14 protein-coding genes are annotated in these 16713 nt (G+C 48.0%); 7 read left to right on the plus strand and 7 right to left on the minus strand.

Going from position 1 to position 16713, the window contains the following annotated elements; all coding sequences use genetic code 11:
• Positions 1-272: 272 nt before the first annotated feature.
• Positions 273-1127, minus strand: coding sequence for a MurR/RpiR family transcriptional regulator (locus tag A4U59_RS04695; RefSeq protein ID WP_066175883.1), 855 nt, complete (start codon positions 1125-1127; stop codon positions 273-275).
• A gap of 98 nt (positions 1128-1225) precedes the next feature.
• A complete protein-coding gene (locus tag A4U59_RS04700) occupies positions 1226-2620 on the minus strand; it encodes an aspartate aminotransferase family protein (RefSeq protein WP_066175886.1) in 1395 nt (464 codons plus the stop codon).
• A 206-nt stretch (positions 2621-2826) separates the two neighbouring features.
• Here A4U59_RS04700 and A4U59_RS04705 point away from each other — a divergent pair, with 206 nt between their 5' ends.
• The 6 genes from A4U59_RS04705 to gndA all read left to right on the plus strand — a co-directional run bounded on the left by A4U59_RS04705 (position 2827) and on the right by gndA (position 10775).
• Complete coding sequence (locus A4U59_RS04705) at positions 2827-4290, plus strand: glycoside hydrolase family 32 protein (RefSeq protein ID WP_245680495.1); 1464 nt, start codon at positions 2827-2829, stop codon at positions 4288-4290.
• A 690-nt stretch (positions 4291-4980) separates the two neighbouring features.
• A complete protein-coding gene (locus A4U59_RS04710) occupies positions 4981-6543 on the plus strand; it encodes a BCCT family transporter (protein ID WP_245680496.1) in 1563 nt (520 codons plus the stop codon).
• A 112-nt stretch (positions 6544-6655) separates the two neighbouring features.
• Complete coding sequence (locus A4U59_RS04715; protein WP_066175891.1) at positions 6656-6898, plus strand: hypothetical protein; 243 nt, start codon at positions 6656-6658, stop codon at positions 6896-6898.
• A 359-nt stretch (positions 6899-7257) separates the two neighbouring features.
• The gene (locus A4U59_RS04720) at positions 7258-7935 is read left to right on the plus strand and encodes a uracil-DNA glycosylase (protein ID WP_066175896.1); all 678 of its coding nucleotides are present in this window, start codon (positions 7258-7260) and stop codon (positions 7933-7935) included.
• 252 nt (positions 7936-8187) lie between these two features.
• Positions 8188-9030 carry an aldo/keto reductase gene (locus A4U59_RS04725; RefSeq protein WP_066175899.1) on the plus strand — a complete coding sequence of 281 codons (843 nt, stop codon included), beginning with the start codon at positions 8188-8190 and terminating at the stop codon, positions 9028-9030.
• A 332-nt stretch (positions 9031-9362) separates the two neighbouring features.
• The gene (gndA, locus tag A4U59_RS04730) at positions 9363-10775 is read left to right on the plus strand and encodes an NADP-dependent phosphogluconate dehydrogenase (protein ID WP_066176265.1); all 1413 of its coding nucleotides are present in this window, start codon (positions 9363-9365) and stop codon (positions 10773-10775) included.
• A 589-nt stretch (positions 10776-11364) separates the two neighbouring features.
• Here the strand turns inward: gndA and A4U59_RS04740 are convergent.
• The 4 genes from A4U59_RS04740 to A4U59_RS04755 all read right to left on the minus strand — a co-directional run bounded on the left by A4U59_RS04740 (position 11365) and on the right by A4U59_RS04755 (position 15060).
• On the minus strand, positions 11365-11550 hold the full coding sequence (locus A4U59_RS04740) for a hypothetical protein (protein WP_066175901.1): 186 nt from the start codon (positions 11548-11550) through the stop codon (positions 11365-11367).
• A 98-nt stretch (positions 11551-11648) separates the two neighbouring features.
• Positions 11649-12272, minus strand: a complete 624-nt coding sequence (locus tag A4U59_RS04745) for a cyclase family protein (RefSeq protein ID WP_066175903.1) — start codon at positions 12270-12272, stop codon at positions 11649-11651.
• 13 nt (positions 12273-12285) lie between these two features.
• Positions 12286-13806 carry a glucose-6-phosphate dehydrogenase gene (gene zwf, locus A4U59_RS04750; RefSeq protein ID WP_066175905.1) on the minus strand — a complete coding sequence of 507 codons (1521 nt, stop codon included), beginning with the start codon at positions 13804-13806 and terminating at the stop codon, positions 12286-12288.
• A 321-nt stretch (positions 13807-14127) separates the two neighbouring features.
• On the minus strand, positions 14128-15060 hold the full coding sequence (locus tag A4U59_RS04755; protein WP_066175909.1) for an AEC family transporter: 933 nt from the start codon (positions 15058-15060) through the stop codon (positions 14128-14130).
• Positions 15061-15270: 210 nt separating this feature from the next.
• Between A4U59_RS04755 and A4U59_RS04760 the strand changes: the two genes are divergently transcribed.
• Complete coding sequence (locus A4U59_RS04760; protein WP_066175911.1) at positions 15271-16245, plus strand: YbgA family protein; 975 nt, start codon at positions 15271-15273, stop codon at positions 16243-16245.
• Here A4U59_RS04760 and A4U59_RS04765 read toward each other — a convergent pair.
• The gene (locus A4U59_RS04765; protein ID WP_066175914.1) at positions 16211-16675 is read right to left on the minus strand and encodes a hypothetical protein; all 465 of its coding nucleotides are present in this window, start codon (positions 16673-16675) and stop codon (positions 16211-16213) included. The genes A4U59_RS04760 and A4U59_RS04765 overlap by 35 nt on opposite strands.
• Between the last annotated feature and the right edge of the window lie 38 nt (positions 16676-16713).

The following is a 16713-nucleotide window of genomic DNA, read 5'->3' on the forward strand; positions in this document are numbered from 1 at the left end:
CGCGAAAGGGCGTCGAATTGGCGTGAAACCAGCCTGGTTTGAAGCGAAAAGGTGCCGCAAGCGTGATATTATTCCTGTACAGTTCTAAATAAATTTAAAATCACGTCACTTTTCAATCCCTCAAGCGGGGAAATGGCCCTTTATATCGAAAACTATTGCCAAAACAAACGGCCTGGTTTCCGGCAATTAAAAAACCGGCCCTTCCTCTGGCATAAATCCAGTTCAGGGCCGCTCTTGGCGTTCTTTATTTCAATTCCGAGGTGCAGTTGGATTTATTCATAAAACACATCAAATGTTTCCCACATGTCTTCAAGCTGTTCAAGGCGTTTTTTCACTTTCTCCTGCTCAGAACGGGTGACACCTGTGATGAGTGCATTAATGATACTGAGCGGAGCGGAAAACGAATCAATGAACGAGTTGATTTCGACTGCGCTGTACAGCTTAGTGTCGCCAAGCGGTGCAAGCGGCGACAGCAGATGATCGGTGATCACGAGTGTCCTGGCGCCCCGGGACCGGGAGTACTTCAGCACATCGACAGTGCGTTTCGTGTAACGCGAAAACCCGAGTCCGATGACAAGATCTTGATCTGTTATATCCAGCAGGTGTTCGGATACGCCGTCTGCCTGGGTGATCAATTCGGTATTCTGAAGCACGAGGTCCAGGTAAAACTCAAGGAAGTGGCCGATGCTTTGGGCGCTCCGGTATGCCACGATGAAAATACGCTCAGCACCGATGATGTCGCGTACCGCCTCCTGAAATGCTTCGGCGTCAATGTTATCGAGCGTATCCTTGATGTTCTGGATGTCATCGGAAAGGACTTCTTCCCATACATGCGGTTCAGTATGGTCCATCCGCGAAGTTTTTTCAAACCGTTCTGCCGATGTCCATTTCCGCTTCATCGTTTCCTGGAGGTGGCGTTGGAAATCGGGATAGCCCTGGAATCCGAGAAAAACCGCAAACCGGATGATTGTCGCTTCGCCGACGCCGACCTGGCGGGCAAGCTTGGAAGCGGTCAAAAATGGTGCGCTTTCCGGATTTGCAATCAGATAGTTTGCTATTTTCTTTTGCGATTTGCTCATCGTTTCCTGCATATGCATCATGCGGTCGAATACGTCCATTTTTTCCATGATTTCCCCCTCGCCCTTACATCATCACTTAGTCATTTCCGTTGCAATCTTCAGCTTCATCTTTTACAAAATCAGTTTCATCTTCCCGGAATCTGCCTTCATTGCTGCTCAGCTTTCAGTTTTTTGATCGCTCTTTTGAAAGCTTCAACCGTTTTTTCGATCTCTTCTTCGCCGTGTTCGGTTGAAAGGCTGTATCGATTCAGAGGCTTTGTATAAATTCCTTCGTTGAGTAAATGATAGTCCAGGCGCTTGCGAAGTTCAAGGTCTGCCTTCTGGAATTGGCGATAGTCTTTGATTTCATCCTGGTCGGTCGGAATCAGGTTGAAAATCGTCCCTTTCCCGACGGCCTTCATCGGAAGTCCGTTTTCCTCGAAAAGCTGTTCAAGCCTGGTTTTTAATGTTTCGGTATGGTGAAGAACGTCTCCCATTTTCATTTCCAGGACATCAAGCACCGCCATGCCCGCTGCCAGGATGCCCGGGTGTCCGTTATACGTTCCGCTGTGGAACAGCACATTTTTAGAGTTGGATGTTTTGCTCTGACTGTAATCAAAGACGTCCGAGGAAAGCCCTGCGGCACTTTCAAGCATAATTTCCTTCTTGCCGCCGACGACACCGACCGGGAAGCCGCCGCCGATCACTTTTCCCAGTGCGGTCAAATCGGGCTTGATGCCATAAACTTCCTGGGCTCCTCCGAGGCCGAGGCGGAATCCGGTTTTCACTTCATCAAAAATCAGCACGATGCCGAGCTCTTCAGTAATGGTCCGCAGCTGCTTCATGAACTCGGGATCCGCTGGAATGAAACCGCTTTGGACAGGTTCCAGGATAAGTGCGGCGAGGTTATCTTTATGTTTTCTCAGCAAGCATTCCGTTTTTTCGATGTCATTAAAGGGTAAAATGAGAATATTATCTTCATAGTATGACGGTATTCCTTTCGATTCCTGGACGGCGGCCGGTTCATCTTCCGCTCCATACTCCTGCTGGGACGGATTGATGCTGAACAGCACTTTATCATAGCCGCCGTGGTAGTGCCCTTCAAACTTGGCAACCTTGTGCCTGCCTGTGTAGGCGCTGGCAAGGCGCAGGGCCAGCAGGGTCGCTTCTGTGCCGGAATTCGTATATCTCAGCAGTTCCATGCTTGGATAATAGCTTTTCAGGCGTTTGCCCATTTCGTATTCAAGACTGTGGGGTGTGCCGAATAGGCTGGTGCCGTCCGATTCAAGCTGGTTGAACATCGCTTCTTTCACTTTCGGATGGCCATGGCCGAGCATCAGGGAGCCGTATGCGAGCAGATAGTCGACGTATGCATTATCGTCCATGTCATACAAGTAGGCTCCTTTCGCCTTTTTCATAACGACAGGATAAGGTGCGAATGCCTTTATATTTGCCGTTACGCCATTCGGCATGACATCCTTGGCCTTTTCCATAAAAGCAAGGGAGGACGGGGTCTTTGACATGTAGTCATGCACAGCAGAAGAAATCTTGTTGACTGCCAATTCATTACACCTCTTTGAAATATTTTTTTCTTGTTATTTATATTATGAAATATATCCTTCACAAGCAATGATTAAAACCTATTTTTTGAAATTTTTTTGAAGGGAAATTACGGAAAACGCTTTCAAGTCGGTTTCGGATTGAAACAACTGGGAGAGGAAGGTAAGATTGTGAAAGAGGAATCGATTACATATTTACTTTTTACAGTATGAAAGGAGTCACAAGAATGGCAGACCGGGATGAGCAATTGAAGCAGCAGGCTTATGACGAAGTGGATAAAAACAGGGCGGAAGTGGAGCGGGATCCTTACCGGCTTACTTATCATATAATGCCGCCGGCAGGACTGCTGAATGATCCAAACGGTTTCATCCAGTGGAATGGGACATATCATTTGTTTTATCAATGGATGCCGTTCAAGACTGGGCACGGCGCCAAGTTCTGGGGCCATTACACATCGGACAACCTGGTCCGGTGGTCACACGAGGAAATCGCCCTTGCCCCGAGTGAGTGGTATGAAAAGAACGGATGTTACTCCGGCAGCGCTATCGATCATGATGGAGTGATGACGCTTTTTTATACAGGGAATGTGAAAGATGAAGACGGCAATCGTGAAACGTATCAATGCAAGGCGGTGTCGGTGGACGGGCTTCATTTTAAAAAAGAAGGGCCCGTCATCACGCTGCCGGAAGGATACACGCCGCATTTCCGCGATCCGAAAGTCTGGAAGCATGGTGACCGCTGGTACATGATAGTCGGTGCCCAGAACATTGATCTTGAAGGACGGGCGGTCCTTTTCCGTTCGGATGACCTTTATAAATGGGAGCATCTCGGCCCGATTGCCGGATCCCACCTCGGCCAGCTTGGAGATTTCGGCTATATGTGGGAATGCCCGGACCTGTTCCCCCTCGGCGGCAAAGATGTGCTTATTGCATCACCTCAGGGACTTGAAGCTTCCGGCATGCTCTATAATAACGTATACCAGGCCGGCTACTTTGTCGGAGAGCTAGATTATAAGAATGCCCGCATGGCGCACGGCGATTTCACCGAACTGGACAGAGGATTCGAGTTCTATGCACCACAAACGACGGAGGATGATAAAGGGCGCCGGATCCTCATCGCCTGGATGGGTGTACCGGACCAGAACGAGCAGGACCAGCCGACCGTCAAGCATAAATGGCTTCACACGATGACGCTGCCGAGAGTGCTGGCTTTAAAAGAGGGAAAGCTGATTCAGCAGCCGGTTGAAGAACTTGAATCGCTTCGTAAAAATGAAGTCACTCACCAGGGGATGCTGCTCGAAAATGAGGAAGCGGAATATGAGGGAATCTCCGGGAAAGCGGCGGAATTGCTGCTTGAAGAGTTCAGCGGCAATGCTGAACAATTCGAAATTGGTATCCGCGGGAATGCCCGCCTCCTTTATAACAACAGAGAAAAGCGGTTTACACTTGAACGCAAGAGCTTTGTGGACGGACTGACTGAATCGCGGCACTGTTATTTGGCAAAGCTCGATTCCATCCGTGTTTTCCTTGATGCGTCTTCGGTCGAAGTCTTTTTGAATGGCGGCGAGGAAGTTTTCACGGCACGGATTTTCCCTGATCCGGGAAACGGGCGGATCGTTTTTGGTGCAAAGGGGAATGTGGAGTTTAATTTGAAGAAGTGGGATCTTGGATAAAAAGAGCGGCAGCTGCTGCTCTTTTTTTGTGGAAGGGATATCAGGCGGCAGTGGAAATTTCGAAGTTCTGTTGCGTAGTTCTTTGGATTAAGATTGAGTGTCAGGTATAGGGAATGAACTGGATAGGCACCTTTGCTGTTTGAGTCAGAAGTGTTTCTAATCAGCAGAGCGACCAGGATTAGAGGCATTGAACCCCGATTCAGTGCGCCAAATCAGCAAGATGACTAAGGTTAGGGGCACTGAACCCCAATTCAGAGCCCCTAATCAGCAGAGCAACCAAACTAGAGGTACTGAACCCCAATTCAGTGCCTTTTAAAGGTAGCACCAAAAAACTGAACCCGTTAGAAAAATTGATTTCAAGGTGCTATTTCCTGCTAAATAGAGAAAATGAAATATAAAATATAAATAACTTCTCACCAGTGTACATGATATGGGTTATTCTGTGTTTATCACTAAAAATGGATAGTGCGGGCGGATGACTGAGATGAAATATTTGCTAAACTGTAATGGTGTGCGAAAAAAGTTCATGTTTCTGAAAAGAAAGCCGTGAAAACAGCTTTTTTTTTAATTGATTTGTAAAGTTTAAACTGAACAAATTGTGCAGAAAAACACATATACTACATCAGGAGGTGAAGCAAGGTTCTAAAATGCCCGAACGCAGAAATGCCGCATTTTTGAACTGAAGCTCAAATGAAAAAAATGAAAGCCAAAATTGACCCGACTACGTTTATTTCTACCTTTGCGTTATTGTTAGCCGTTTGTATTCCTCTCATCATGTTCCCCGAAAAAGGCGCAGAAATGTTAAGTACCGCCAACTCTTTTGTTACCGATAAATTTGGCCCCCTTTATTTATGGGGAGGATTCGGCGCCCTCTTATTCCTGACCTGGGTGACCTTCAGCAAATATGGGAATATCACGCTCGGAAAGCCTGAAGAAAAGCCGCAATTCTCCACGTTCAGCTGGGCAGGGATGATGTTTTGTGCCGGGATCGGTTCGAGCATCATGTACTGGGGTGCTGTCGAGTGGGCGTACTATTATCAGTCCCCGCCATACGCCCTTGAAGCGAAATCCGCTCAAGCTATCGAGTGGGCGGCAACTTATGGTATCTTCCACTGGGGCCCGACCGCATGGGCGATTTATACATTACCCGCATTGCCGATCGCCTATTTGTACCACGTAAAGAAAAAACCGATTTTGAAAATCAGTGAAGCATGCCGGCCAATCCTGGGCAAACTTGTCGATGGCCCGCTTGGAAAAACGATAGATATCCTGTTCATGTTCAGTTTGCTCGGCGGAGCTGGAACAACGTTAGGTCTCGGTACGCCGATGATTTCAGCAGGGATTACGGAAGTGACGGGCATCCAGCGTTCTCTTGTTTTGGATATCTCGGTATTGCTTATCGTCACTGTCATTTTTTCTGTCAGTGCCTATTCCGGCCTTGAAAAAGGCATTAAAAAGTTAAGTGACATCAATTTGCTTCTATCGTTTGGATTCCTTGTATTCGTGCTGGTTGCCGGCCCGACACTGTTCATCATGAAAATGAGCACAAATGCGACCGGTTTATTGATGGATAATTTTTTCCGCATGAATCTTTGGACAGATCCTGTTCTCAAGTCAGGGTTCCCAGAAGCATGGACCGTGTTTTACTGGGCATGGTGGATTGTATATGCACCATTTATCGGCTTGTTTGTCGCTAAAATTTCCAAAGGCCGCACCATCCGCCAGACAATTCTTGGAGCGGTCGGCTGGGGATCGCTTGGTTCAGCGCTTTATTTCATGATTCTCGGAAATTACGGCATGTACCTGGAATTAAACAATATTGTTCCGGTCACGCAAATTATGGCTGAGCAGGGTACTCCGGAAGCGATCATTGCCATTATTGCCGCATTGCCGCTCGGAAAACTGATGGTGACCCTGTTCACGGTAACAGCGATTGTTTTTCTTGCCACTACATTTGATTCTTCATCCTATACCTTGGCTGCAGTTACCCAAAACATGGTGGTCGGAGATCCTTTCCGGTGGAACCGCCTGTTCTGGGCCTTCTCGCTTGCCGTCCTTCCGATGACATTGATGTTTGTCGGCGGCCTTGAAGCATTGCAGACTGTTTCTATTCTTGTCGCCCTGCCGATTGTCATCATCATGTTCGGGCTTGCCGCATCATTTGTTAAACTTGTGCGGCGTGACAGGGAAATTGTTATGGAGCATAACATAGCCTATCAGAAAGAGGCTATGGGTGAAAAAGAGTCAGCGTAATAAATTTGTATGGCGGTTTTCACAAAAACCAAAATCACGACTTACCATACATGATTAGTGCCGGGATGAATCGGGAAAATTAGCCGTAACGCTGATCCAAAGGAGGATTGTTATGGCTGATTCGAAAAGGCAGCAGCAGGATAAGGAGACGGTTTCTGCCAATGAGGCGATCAATGAAACGCTGAATGATTCTGTAAGGGATGTTGACCGCGACAAGCCGGAGACAGAGGCGCAGGCGGCCAATCAGAAGATAGATGAGTACTTTGAAGACGATAAAAGCGGTAAAGAAAAAACAGCGCCGACTTATCTTTATAACAACACACCGGCAATTGATGTAGACGGTGAAGATGAATAGAAAAATGCGGGAGATGTTCAGTCTTCCGCATTTTTTTTTGTTATACTGAAAGGGGACACAGTGGAAGCGCACACGGCAAACGGTGCGCTTTTTTCTTTTGGCTTTTCTTCTGAATCATTGTTTTCAGCTTAGTAGGACAACCTTTTTTCGTATACATGAAGGTTGATCTGGAGGCTGGGGCTGTACTTCCCGTCACGGAAAGACAGTACCTGCAGCACAAATCTCCCCCTTTTTTGATCAGCATCGATATTATCAAAACAGAAATTCTTATTACATAGTTCCGGTTTTCGTAAGGGCAGGAAAGGAAAATGGGTAACAGCAAGTTTTAAGCGATTCTTAATGAAACGGATGTGAGCATCGTGGATAATGTATTGCGGAATGATTGGGCCAACATTTTACAAAGCGAATTTGAGAAACCATATTTTCAGGAATTGAGCCGTTTTTTAGAAAAAGAATATGAAACAAAGACGATTTACCCAGCAAAAGAAAATATTTTCAATGCACTCCACCTCACTTCTTTTAAGGACACGAAAGTGGTGATCCTCGGCCAGGATCCTTACCACGGGCCGAATCAGGCGCACGGATTGAGTTTTTCCGTGCAGCCGGAGGTGACGCCGCCTCCTTCAGTCAGAAATATTTACAAGGAACTGCAAAGCGACCTTGGGTGCAAAATTCCGAACAATGGCTATCTTGTCAAATGGGCTGAACAGGGTGTGCTCTTGCTGAACACGGTTCTTACAGTTCTCGCTGGCAAACCCGATTCTCATAAAGGAAAAGGATGGGAGAGGTTTACCGATGAGGTGATCCGGTCACTGAACGGCCGCGAGAAACCGGTTGTCTTCATGCTCTGGGGCAAGAAAGCGCAGGCAAAAGAAGAACTCATTACAGCCGACCACCATTACGTCATCAAATCGGCCCACCCTAGCCCTTTTTCAGCGAATCGGGGCTTTTTTGGAAGCAAGCCTTTTTCAAAAGCGAATCAGTTTCTTGAGAAAATTGTGAGTGAACCGGTCGATTGGCAAATCCCCGATAATTAAGATACTTTGGATGCCTGTTTTAACACCTGGCAAGAGGGGGAAAAGCATCTGGGGCAGCACCTTTCCGCTGCGGGGTTAAATAGATAAGGATTTATCGTAAGAACGTGAGAATGGAATATGATACGATTGGCTTAGAGGTGTTTTAGGGATTACCTTTGGAGCGTGCCGGTGCCCGGCCAGCCTGGAGGAAATGGGGATGGCTCTCCCGAAGGCGAAAGGTCATCAAGGCAAATTTATAAAATGACAGGAGGAATGGAAACGATGTCTTATGAAGGAGTTGCAGACACTGTCGAGTTACATAACGGTGCAAAGATGCCATGGCTCGGCCTTGGCGTGTACAAAGCGGAAGAAGGCGAAGAAGTATACAATGCGGTAACTGCTGCCCTGAAGGCCGGTTACAGAAGCATTGATACAGCGTCATTCTATGGGAATGAGGAAGGTGTCGGCAGAGCAATCCGTGATTCCGGTATTCCGCGGAAAGAGATTTTTGTCACGACCAAAATTTGGAATGATGATCAGGGATATGAAAGCACCTTCAGGGCGGCAGAGGCGAGCCTTGAACGGCTGGGCCTTGATTATGTGGACCTGCTGTTGATCCACTGGCCGGTAAAAGGAAAGTACAAAGACACATGGCGTGCGCTGGAGGCGCTCTACCGTGAAGGGAGAGCTACATCAATCGGTGTAAGCAATTTCACCAGCGACCATCTTGAGGATTTGATGAAGGATGCCGAAGTGAAGCCGGTTGTGAACCAGGTTGAACTCCATCCGCGCCTGACTCAAAAAGAGTTGCTCGGATATTGTGAAAAGAACGGCATCCGTGTCGAAGCATGGAGTCCGATCATGCGTGCCAAGCTTTTTGACAACGATGTGATCCAGGACCTCGCGCAGAAGCACAGCAAAAGCCCGGCACAAATCATCTTGCGCTGGCATCTTCAGAATGGAGTCGTCATCATTCCAAAATCAGTGCGTGAAAACCGCATCCGTGAAAATGCCGACATCTTCGACTTTGCCCTCGATGATGAAGACATGAAACGAATCGACGGCCTGAACAAAGACGAGCGTACCGGCCCAGACCCTGACAACTTCGATTTCTAATCGGTGCGTGTTCGTCAATTTGCTGAAAAAACACCGGAAAATCCCTGCTTTTGCAGGGATTTTTTGGCGTATTTGACCAATAATAGAGAGGAAATGAAGTTTCGCTTTTTTTCAGTGCCTGGCAATTGCGAGGCAATTGCCAGGCACTGAAAAAGTCGCTGCAGAGTGCATTGAACAAGCCAATGAAAAGTCTGAATTGCCCGGAAAAGACCGGTTACTTGATTAGGGAAAAGCGGTTGTGTTATTTTCATACAGAGATTACAGAGATAATGGGACTACAGACAGCGGGTTGGCGAATGAACCCAGCTGCTGCAGAAAGGACGTTATATATTATGGCAAAACAGCAAATCGGTGTTATCGGCCTGGCAGTGATGGGCAAGAATCTCGCACTGAATATTGAAAGCCGCGGATACAGTGTATCGGTTTATAACCGATCCCGTGAAAAGACGGATGACTTCCTTGAGAATGAGGCAAAAGGGAAAAACCTTTCGGGTACATACGGCATCGAGGAGTTTGTCGAATCGCTTGAAAAACCGCGAAAGATCATGCTCATGGTAAAAGCCGGCGGTCCGACAGATGCGACGATCGACCAGCTGCTGCCGCATCTTGAAAAAGGAGACATCCTGATCGACGGCGGGAACGCCTTTTTCAAAGATACGAAGAAGCGAAGTGAAGAGCTTGAAGCAAAAGGCATCCATTTCATCGGCACCGGTGTATCCGGCGGTGAAGAAGGCGCCCTTAAAGGCCCTTCCATCATGCCCGGCGGTCCGAAAGAAGCCTACAAGCATGTGAAGGATATCTTTGAAGCCATTTCGGCAAAGGTCAGCGGTGAAGCCTGCACCACTTACATCGGTCCGGATGGTGCCGGCCATTATGTCAAAATGGTTCATAACGGCATCGAATATGGCGATATGCAGCTGATCAGTGAAGCGTATTTCTTGATGAAGCATGTTCTCGATCTTGATTCCGAAGAAATGCACCGCGTATTTTCCGAGTGGAATGAAGGGGAGCTCGACAGCTTCTTAATCGAAATCACGGCTGATATTTTCACTAAAACAGACGATGAAACCGGCAAGCCGATGATCGATGTCATTCTTGATACTGCCGGACAGAAAGGAACCGGCAAATGGACGAGCCAGAGCGCGCTCGACCTCGGTGTTCCGCTTCCGGTCATCACCGAATCCGTCTTTGCCCGCTTTATTTCCGCCCTGAAAGAAGAGCGCGTAAAAGCAAGCAAAGTGCTGAACGGTCCTAAGTCTAAGCCGTTTGCAGGCGATAAGGAGGCCTTCATCGAATCGATCCGCAAAGCACTGTATATGAGTAAAATCGTTTCGTACGCACAGGGATTTGCCCAAATGCGCGCGGCCTCAGACGAATATGACTGGAATTTGAAATACGGCGATATTGCGATGATTTTCCGCGGCGGCTGCATTATCAGGGCCCGCTTCCTGCAGAACATCAAAGAAGCATATGATCGCGACCCGCAGCTGACGAACCTGCTGCTCGATCCGTATTTCAAAGATATCGTCGAAAACTATCAGAATGCGCTCCGTGATGTCATTGTGACAGCGGTGCAAAACGGCATTCCGGTTCCTGGTTTCGCAGCAGCGCTATCCTATTATGACAGCTACCGGACTGAAACGCTTCCTGCCAACCTGCTGCAGGCCCAACGCGATTATTTTGGCGCCCACACATATCAGCGAATCGACAGAGAAGGCACTTTCCATACAAACTGGATGGAATAAATGAAGCAGCAAGAGGCACTACCCCCGGCGGGAGTGCCTTTTTTTTTATTGTTAAGGAAGTTATAAAATTTAAGCGATGTGGATAAAAAGCCAGAAGGGAATCGTCCAGCTCCAGGCGCCAGCGGCTATCGTCATAAGCAGGCGCCTTGCGCATTTGTTCTTGGCTCTGTTAATCGCTGCTGTTGATTCCCGTGCTGGTACTCGCCTTCATAAGATGTATATGTGCAAAACATCCATTACTGCTTCTGGTCGGTCGCATACTCGGTGTCTTCTTTGCTGCGGGACGTCGGTGAGCCCCATCATGCGCGGTGCTGCTAATTTTCCACCGCATGAAGGGAATAAGGAGCCTTTCCGAGGAGTCTCGCAAACCCATATCAATCGGAATAGTGGTCACGATTCACAAGTAATCGTCCCTGAAATGCGCTCTGGCCCGACTAGAGAAGCGAAACCGAACGAACTTCTCCTTGAAAAACGATCTCATCAATGTGCAAAATCAATAACATCCTTCAATATGCACCAATAAAAAGTGCCAGCCCCCCTGACGGATAGCCGGAGGAGTGCTGGCACTTTATGTTTTCAAAAAATGTTATTAACGCTCGTCTTCATCAAATGCCCTGTTAAGCGCATCAGCCGTCTTATCGACAGCGTTCATCGCCGCACTTTCGGTCGCTTCAGCTCCGGCCTGGACCGTATCAAACATAGCATCTGCACCATCTTTGATCGTCTTCGCAGTCCGTGTTACATTTTTTTGAGCCTGATTTCGTTCCTTTGCCAATTGCATGCACCTCCGTAAATGGTTTGTTACGGGTAGAATGCATAAAATCGATGGAAATTATTCATAAAAAAACCGCCCCGGATTGGGCGGCTCTTCATTTACAGGGTTTGTCCCCTTTCAAACAGCAATACCCGTGCTGGTGCCGCATCGATGCCCTGCATTTTCAGCGGAGCGGCCACAAGGAAATATTCACCCGGTTCAATATCTTTCAGGCGCAGCCCTTCAATGACGATGACGCCATTTTCGAACAGGGTGCGGTGGGTCGGATGTTCAGGCTGGCTCCGTTCGATGCCGAGTGCATCCGTTCCGATCACATTGACGCCTTTTTCAGCCATATAACGGGCGCCGTCTTCAGCCAGGAAAATGAATTCAAAATTGAATTCCTCATCAAAGGAATTTTTTGTTTTAAAAAGGATATTATCGCCTTCCCGGATATCAAGGCCTTCAAGGTCCTGCTTGCCGATGCCGCCGTCAACACCTGTCAAATCGAACACTTTGCACGGGCCGGCCAATTTGTTAATGTCCACCGTTTCAATCGTTTCCCCGCTGTTGATCATATGAAGCGGTGCGTCAACATGCGTTCCGGTATGGGCGTCAAGGCTGATACGGGTCTCGGTCACATGGCCGTTTGTCTGTGTTTCAAATGCAGGCTGCTTTTCGTCTTTGTTTTTATAAACGGGCATCCCTTTGAAAATGGGTGAGGAAATGTCATACATTTTCACCGTGCATCACTCCTTATTCGTAAGTTTCACCGCCAGCCGTGATCGGCCACCAGTGATGTCCTTCCTGTTCAAGCAATTTGTTGGCCGCATCCGGCCCCATTGTACCTGCTTTATAATTCGGGAAATCAGCTGCTTTTTTCTGTGCCCATGAAACTGAAATCGGGTCGACGAGCTTCCATGATGTAGCGACTTCTTCCCAGTGGCTGAAGTTTGTGGCATCACCTTTCATGCAATCAAGAAGCAGCCGTTCATAAGCTTCAGGGGTATTAAGTCCGTCAACGCAGTTATTGCAGTATTCCAGCTTGACCGGGTTCGTTTCATCGGTCGGACCAGACCTTTTCATGTTCAAGTGAAGAGACACGCCTTCATCCGGCTGGATATTGATGACAAGCAGGTTCGGGCGGCGCTTTTCCCCGCTGTTGCGGCTGTAATATAAATCCATCGGAACATCCTTGAACTGGACAATGATTTTGGAAGATTTGACGGCCATCCGCTTCCCTGTGCGTACATAGAAAGGGGTACCCGCCCAGCGGAAGTTATCAATGTAAAACTTGCCGGCAACATACGTTTCCGTATTGGATTCAGGGCCGACATTCGGATCTTCGCGGTAGCCTTTCACTTCTTCGCCTTCCACTTCACCGGCTCCGTACTGGCCGCGGACAAAATAGCGGTCGACTTCATCCGGTGTGAAGTGCCTCATAGCACGCAGCACTTTGACCTTTTCGGTGCGGATGTCTTTCGGATCGAGCCTGCTTGGCGGTTCCATCGCAAGCAGCGTCACCATCTGCATCATATGGTTTTGCATCATATCCCGAAGCGCACCGGATTTATCGTAATAACGGGCCCGTTCACCGACGCCGACAGTTTCGCTCAATGTCACCTGGATGTTATCGATATAACGGCTGTTCCATAACGGTTCGAACAGGGCATTGGCGAAACGGATCACCTCAATATTCTGTACCATTTCTTTACCGAGATAGTGATCTATCCGGTAAATCTCATTTTCCTCGAAGGTCTGCCTGATCTGGTCATTGAGTGCCCGTGCCGATTCAAAATCGTGCCCGAACGGCTTTTCAATGACAAGGCGTGTCCATCCGCCCGTATCCGTAAGGCCTTCTGTTTTCAGATTATTGGCGATAGTACCGAAAAAGTCGGGAGCCATCGCCATGTAAAAGACCCGATTACCCGGCACATTGAACTCGTTGTCAAGGTTTTCGAGTAATGTATTCAGTTCCTTATATGAAGATGAATCCTGGACGTCAAATGGATGATAATAAAAATGGCGGCTGAATTCCTCCATGTCCACTTGATCGCCTTTTGTTTCCACTTCGTTTCCGACCGATTCAGAAACATGGCTGCGGAAAAAGTCATTCGTCCACTGGCGTCTCGCTACGCCGACAACGGCAAAGTCTTCAGAGAGCTCGCCTTTTCGGTACAAACGGTAAATAGAGGGGAACAATTTCCGGCGTGCCAGGTCCCCTGTAGCTCCGAATATAACGATCAAGGCTTTTGGTTGTTCTTGTGCAGGTTTCACAGATAGACCTCACCTTTCATTCTGGGTTTGCAGATCGTGGCTGCTTTATGTATCCAAATACATTATTTTAGAGATTGAAAAGTAGAAAAGCAAACAAAAGGGCGCCGATGCCGCTGGAATTCACATAAGTGGATACATGTACGGCAGTATAGCAAAAACCGGATTGTTTGCTTGATCAGTTGAATATTAGTCTGTCCAATTCTTCCTCACCTTACCATAAGAGAAGCTTCATTTCATGCTGCACGTTTTAAAAGCATATTGATGCTTGCCGAAGAATTAGACGGCAAGCGGCGGCATATATGGCTGTTTGCAAACGGTATGTCAAACGCCGTAAAGGAGGCCGATCGTGTAAAAGAGCAGGGGAATGGTTAAAAGCGAAAGGGCGGTGGAGATAAAAACACCAATGGAGGCAAAGTCAACATCTCCGCCGTATTGCTGCGCATACATCGAAACCGTCGGCGCAGATGGGGTGGCAGTCGTAAGGACGGCAACTGCTATCAGTGTATAAGAGACTGTTAATGAAAAAGGCAGAAGTAATAATGGCAGGACAAGAAGCTTGAATAATACAGCAGACCAGATGGACGGGTGGAGACCAAGCTTTTGAATGGCTGAACGGTCAAGGTTGGCGATCAAGCTTCCGATCAGCAGCATCGAGAAAGGAATTGTCGGCATTCCGACCATTTCCAGCATTCCTGCTAATCGGGGGGGAATCGAGAATGGCAGCAGGTGAAGCGCCAGCCCTAGCACCGTTGCCATTACCCCTGTGTTCAAGAAAACGGTCCGCCAGGCCGGACGGGTGCCTTTACGGCGGGCTATGATAAAAATGCCGTATGTCCATATCAAGAGTAAATAGGGCAGGTTAAAAACGGCACAATACATGATTCCCTTTTCGCCAAATAACAAAAAACAAACCGTATAGCCGATGAACCCCTGATTGCCGAAAATGGTGATCCCCTGGAAAACGCCTGTTTGTGAATCCGACAGCGGCAGCACTTTTGCCAGGAATAAAGCAACGGCACAGGCTGCACCGAGAATGAAAACAGACAGCAGGATAAGCAGACTGAACTCCGTTATATATTCCGGGCGAAACGGCCGGTTCATTGAATAAATGATCAAAGCCGGTAACGTAATATGGAGAACAACGGCTGCAAGAACGCCATCCGATTCCTTACCCAACACCCCCCGCTTCTTTGCCCCGTAACCAATCACCCCAATCCCGTAAACCATCAACAAATCCAACAGCAACCCGTTCATACCTACACCCCCTCCGCTTCACCTTATGAAAAAACCGGGAAGAAAGTGAATGGTGAAATGCCTGGCAATTGCCTGGGAAGTCCCAGGCAATTGCCAGGCATTATTTGCAACTAGCACATACATGACTTTTTACGAAGATCGGCAAACTAAAATACAGATTGAGAAGGATGAAAGTAAGGGATATAGGATCCGGAAGACAGGAGGAGATGGATGATGGAGTTCGTCAGGCCGAGGGTGGTTGTGAGCAAGTGCCTAGAGTTTGAAGCTTGCCGGTATAATGGCGATGTGATTCGGGATGAGACGGTGCGGCGCCTTGAGCCGTTTGTCGAGTTTGTGCCGGTTTGCCCTGAGGTTGAAATCGGGCTCGGAACGCCGCGGGAAACGATCCGCATCGTGTCAGGAAGTGACGGAAACAAGGCGCTTGTCCAGCCGCCGGAAACGGAGGATCTATCCGGAAAAATGCTCGCATTTGCAGAACGGTTCCTGAGCACAGTCGGAGAAGTGGACGGGTTTATTCTGAAATCGCGCTCGCCAAGCTGCGGCGTAAAAGATGTGAAAATATACAGCGGGATTGAAAAAGCGCCGGTGAAAGAAAAAGGGAGCGGCTTTTTCGGCGCAAAGGTGCTGGAGCATTTTCAGGGGGCAGCAATTGAGGAGGAAGGGCGGCTCCGTAATTTCACCATACGCAGCAACTTTTTAACCCGGCTGTTCATTTCGGCTGAATTCCGCTCCATCCGAACAGCAGGCAGTCTGGAGGATCTTACGGACTTCCATTCCAAACACAACTATTTACTAAAGGCCTATAGCCAGCCAAAACATAAACAGCTCAGCCGGATAGCAGCCGCCGGCAAACTCGAAGAACTGCAGTCTTTATACAGCCGGTATGAGGAAATCCTCCTTAACATGTTCCAGCGTTCAGCCCGTTATGATTCCAATATAAATGTTTGCAGGCAAATGATGGCTGCTTTTAACAATCAATTGTCCCCTGGTGAAAAACAGCACTTTCTTGAGCTTCTTGATAAATACAAACAGAAAAAAGTGCCGCTTGCAAGTATGTTGAGTGTCCTGAAATCATGGTCAATCCGCTTTGAAGATGAGTACTTATTGAAACAAAGCTACTTCCAGCCTTATCCTGAAGAACTGATGGAAATCACCGACTCCGGAAAGGGAAGGGATTACAGTTAAACAGAAGGACTGTTTGTGAATACCGGGGCAAAAATGCAGCCAGCACCGCACCATACAGCAAATGGCCCCCAATCCACCAGAAAAATGCCCAGCCGTCAGAAAGAGCAGGCGTGCGTACTGATAAAACAGTAGTGGGATAGAGGATGATTCCAATGAAAATGGAGGATAGCAGGAGGCCCAGAGCTTGCATAGGTTTTTGCCGGAAGAACTTTGGAATCACCGTCAGGAGAAAAATGGTCAGCGGTATCGACACACCAAGGTGCAGTAAAAATTCGCCGGCTTCAGAAATGGGAAGATCTTTAGCAACCGGGATATAATCGATATTCAGCAATAAGATATATACATTTTTGCCTGTTTCGGCCTGGACCCATTTCAAGAAGAAACCAAGAATGCCCCCTCCAGCAAGCGCGGCTCCGATCAATCTTTTCATCGTAATCGTCTCCTTTCGAACCGTTTGGTTGTCTCTGC

Origin of the sequence: Bacillus marinisedimentorum (assembly GCF_001644195.2) — a bacterium.
GTDB classification, from domain to species: Bacteria; Bacillota; Bacilli; order Bacillales; family Bacillaceae_O; genus Bacillus_BL; species Bacillus_BL marinisedimentorum.

Excerpts from the sequence above, each read along its gene's own strand:
- A4U59_RS04710 (WP_245680496.1), top strand. The coding sequence starts at position 4,981 with ATGAAAAAAATGAAAGCCAAAATTGACCCGACTACGTTTATTTCTACC.
- gndA (WP_066176265.1), top strand. The coding sequence starts at position 9,363 with ATGGCAAAACAGCAAATCGGTGTTATCGGCCTGGCAGTGATGGGCAAG.
- A4U59_RS04725 (WP_066175899.1), top strand. The coding sequence starts at position 8,188 with ATGGAAACGATGTCTTATGAAGGAGTTGCAGACACTGTCGAGTTACAT.
- A4U59_RS04760 (WP_066175911.1), top strand. The coding sequence starts at position 15,271 with ATGATGGAGTTCGTCAGGCCGAGGGTGGTTGTGAGCAAGTGCCTAGAG.
- A4U59_RS04705 (WP_245680495.1), top strand. The coding sequence starts at position 2,827 with ATGAAAGGAGTCACAAGAATGGCAGACCGGGATGAGCAATTGAAGCAG.
- A4U59_RS04765 (WP_066175914.1), bottom strand. The coding sequence starts at position 16,675 with ATGAAAAGATTGATCGGAGCCGCGCTTGCTGGAGGGGGCATTCTTGGT.
- A4U59_RS04695 (WP_066175883.1), bottom strand. The coding sequence starts at position 1,127 with ATGGAAAAAATGGACGTATTCGACCGCATGATGCATATGCAGGAAACG.
- A4U59_RS04755 (WP_066175909.1), bottom strand. The coding sequence starts at position 15,060 with ATGAACGGGTTGCTGTTGGATTTGTTGATGGTTTACGGGATTGGGGTG.
- A4U59_RS04715 (WP_066175891.1), top strand. The coding sequence starts at position 6,656 with ATGGCTGATTCGAAAAGGCAGCAGCAGGATAAGGAGACGGTTTCTGCC.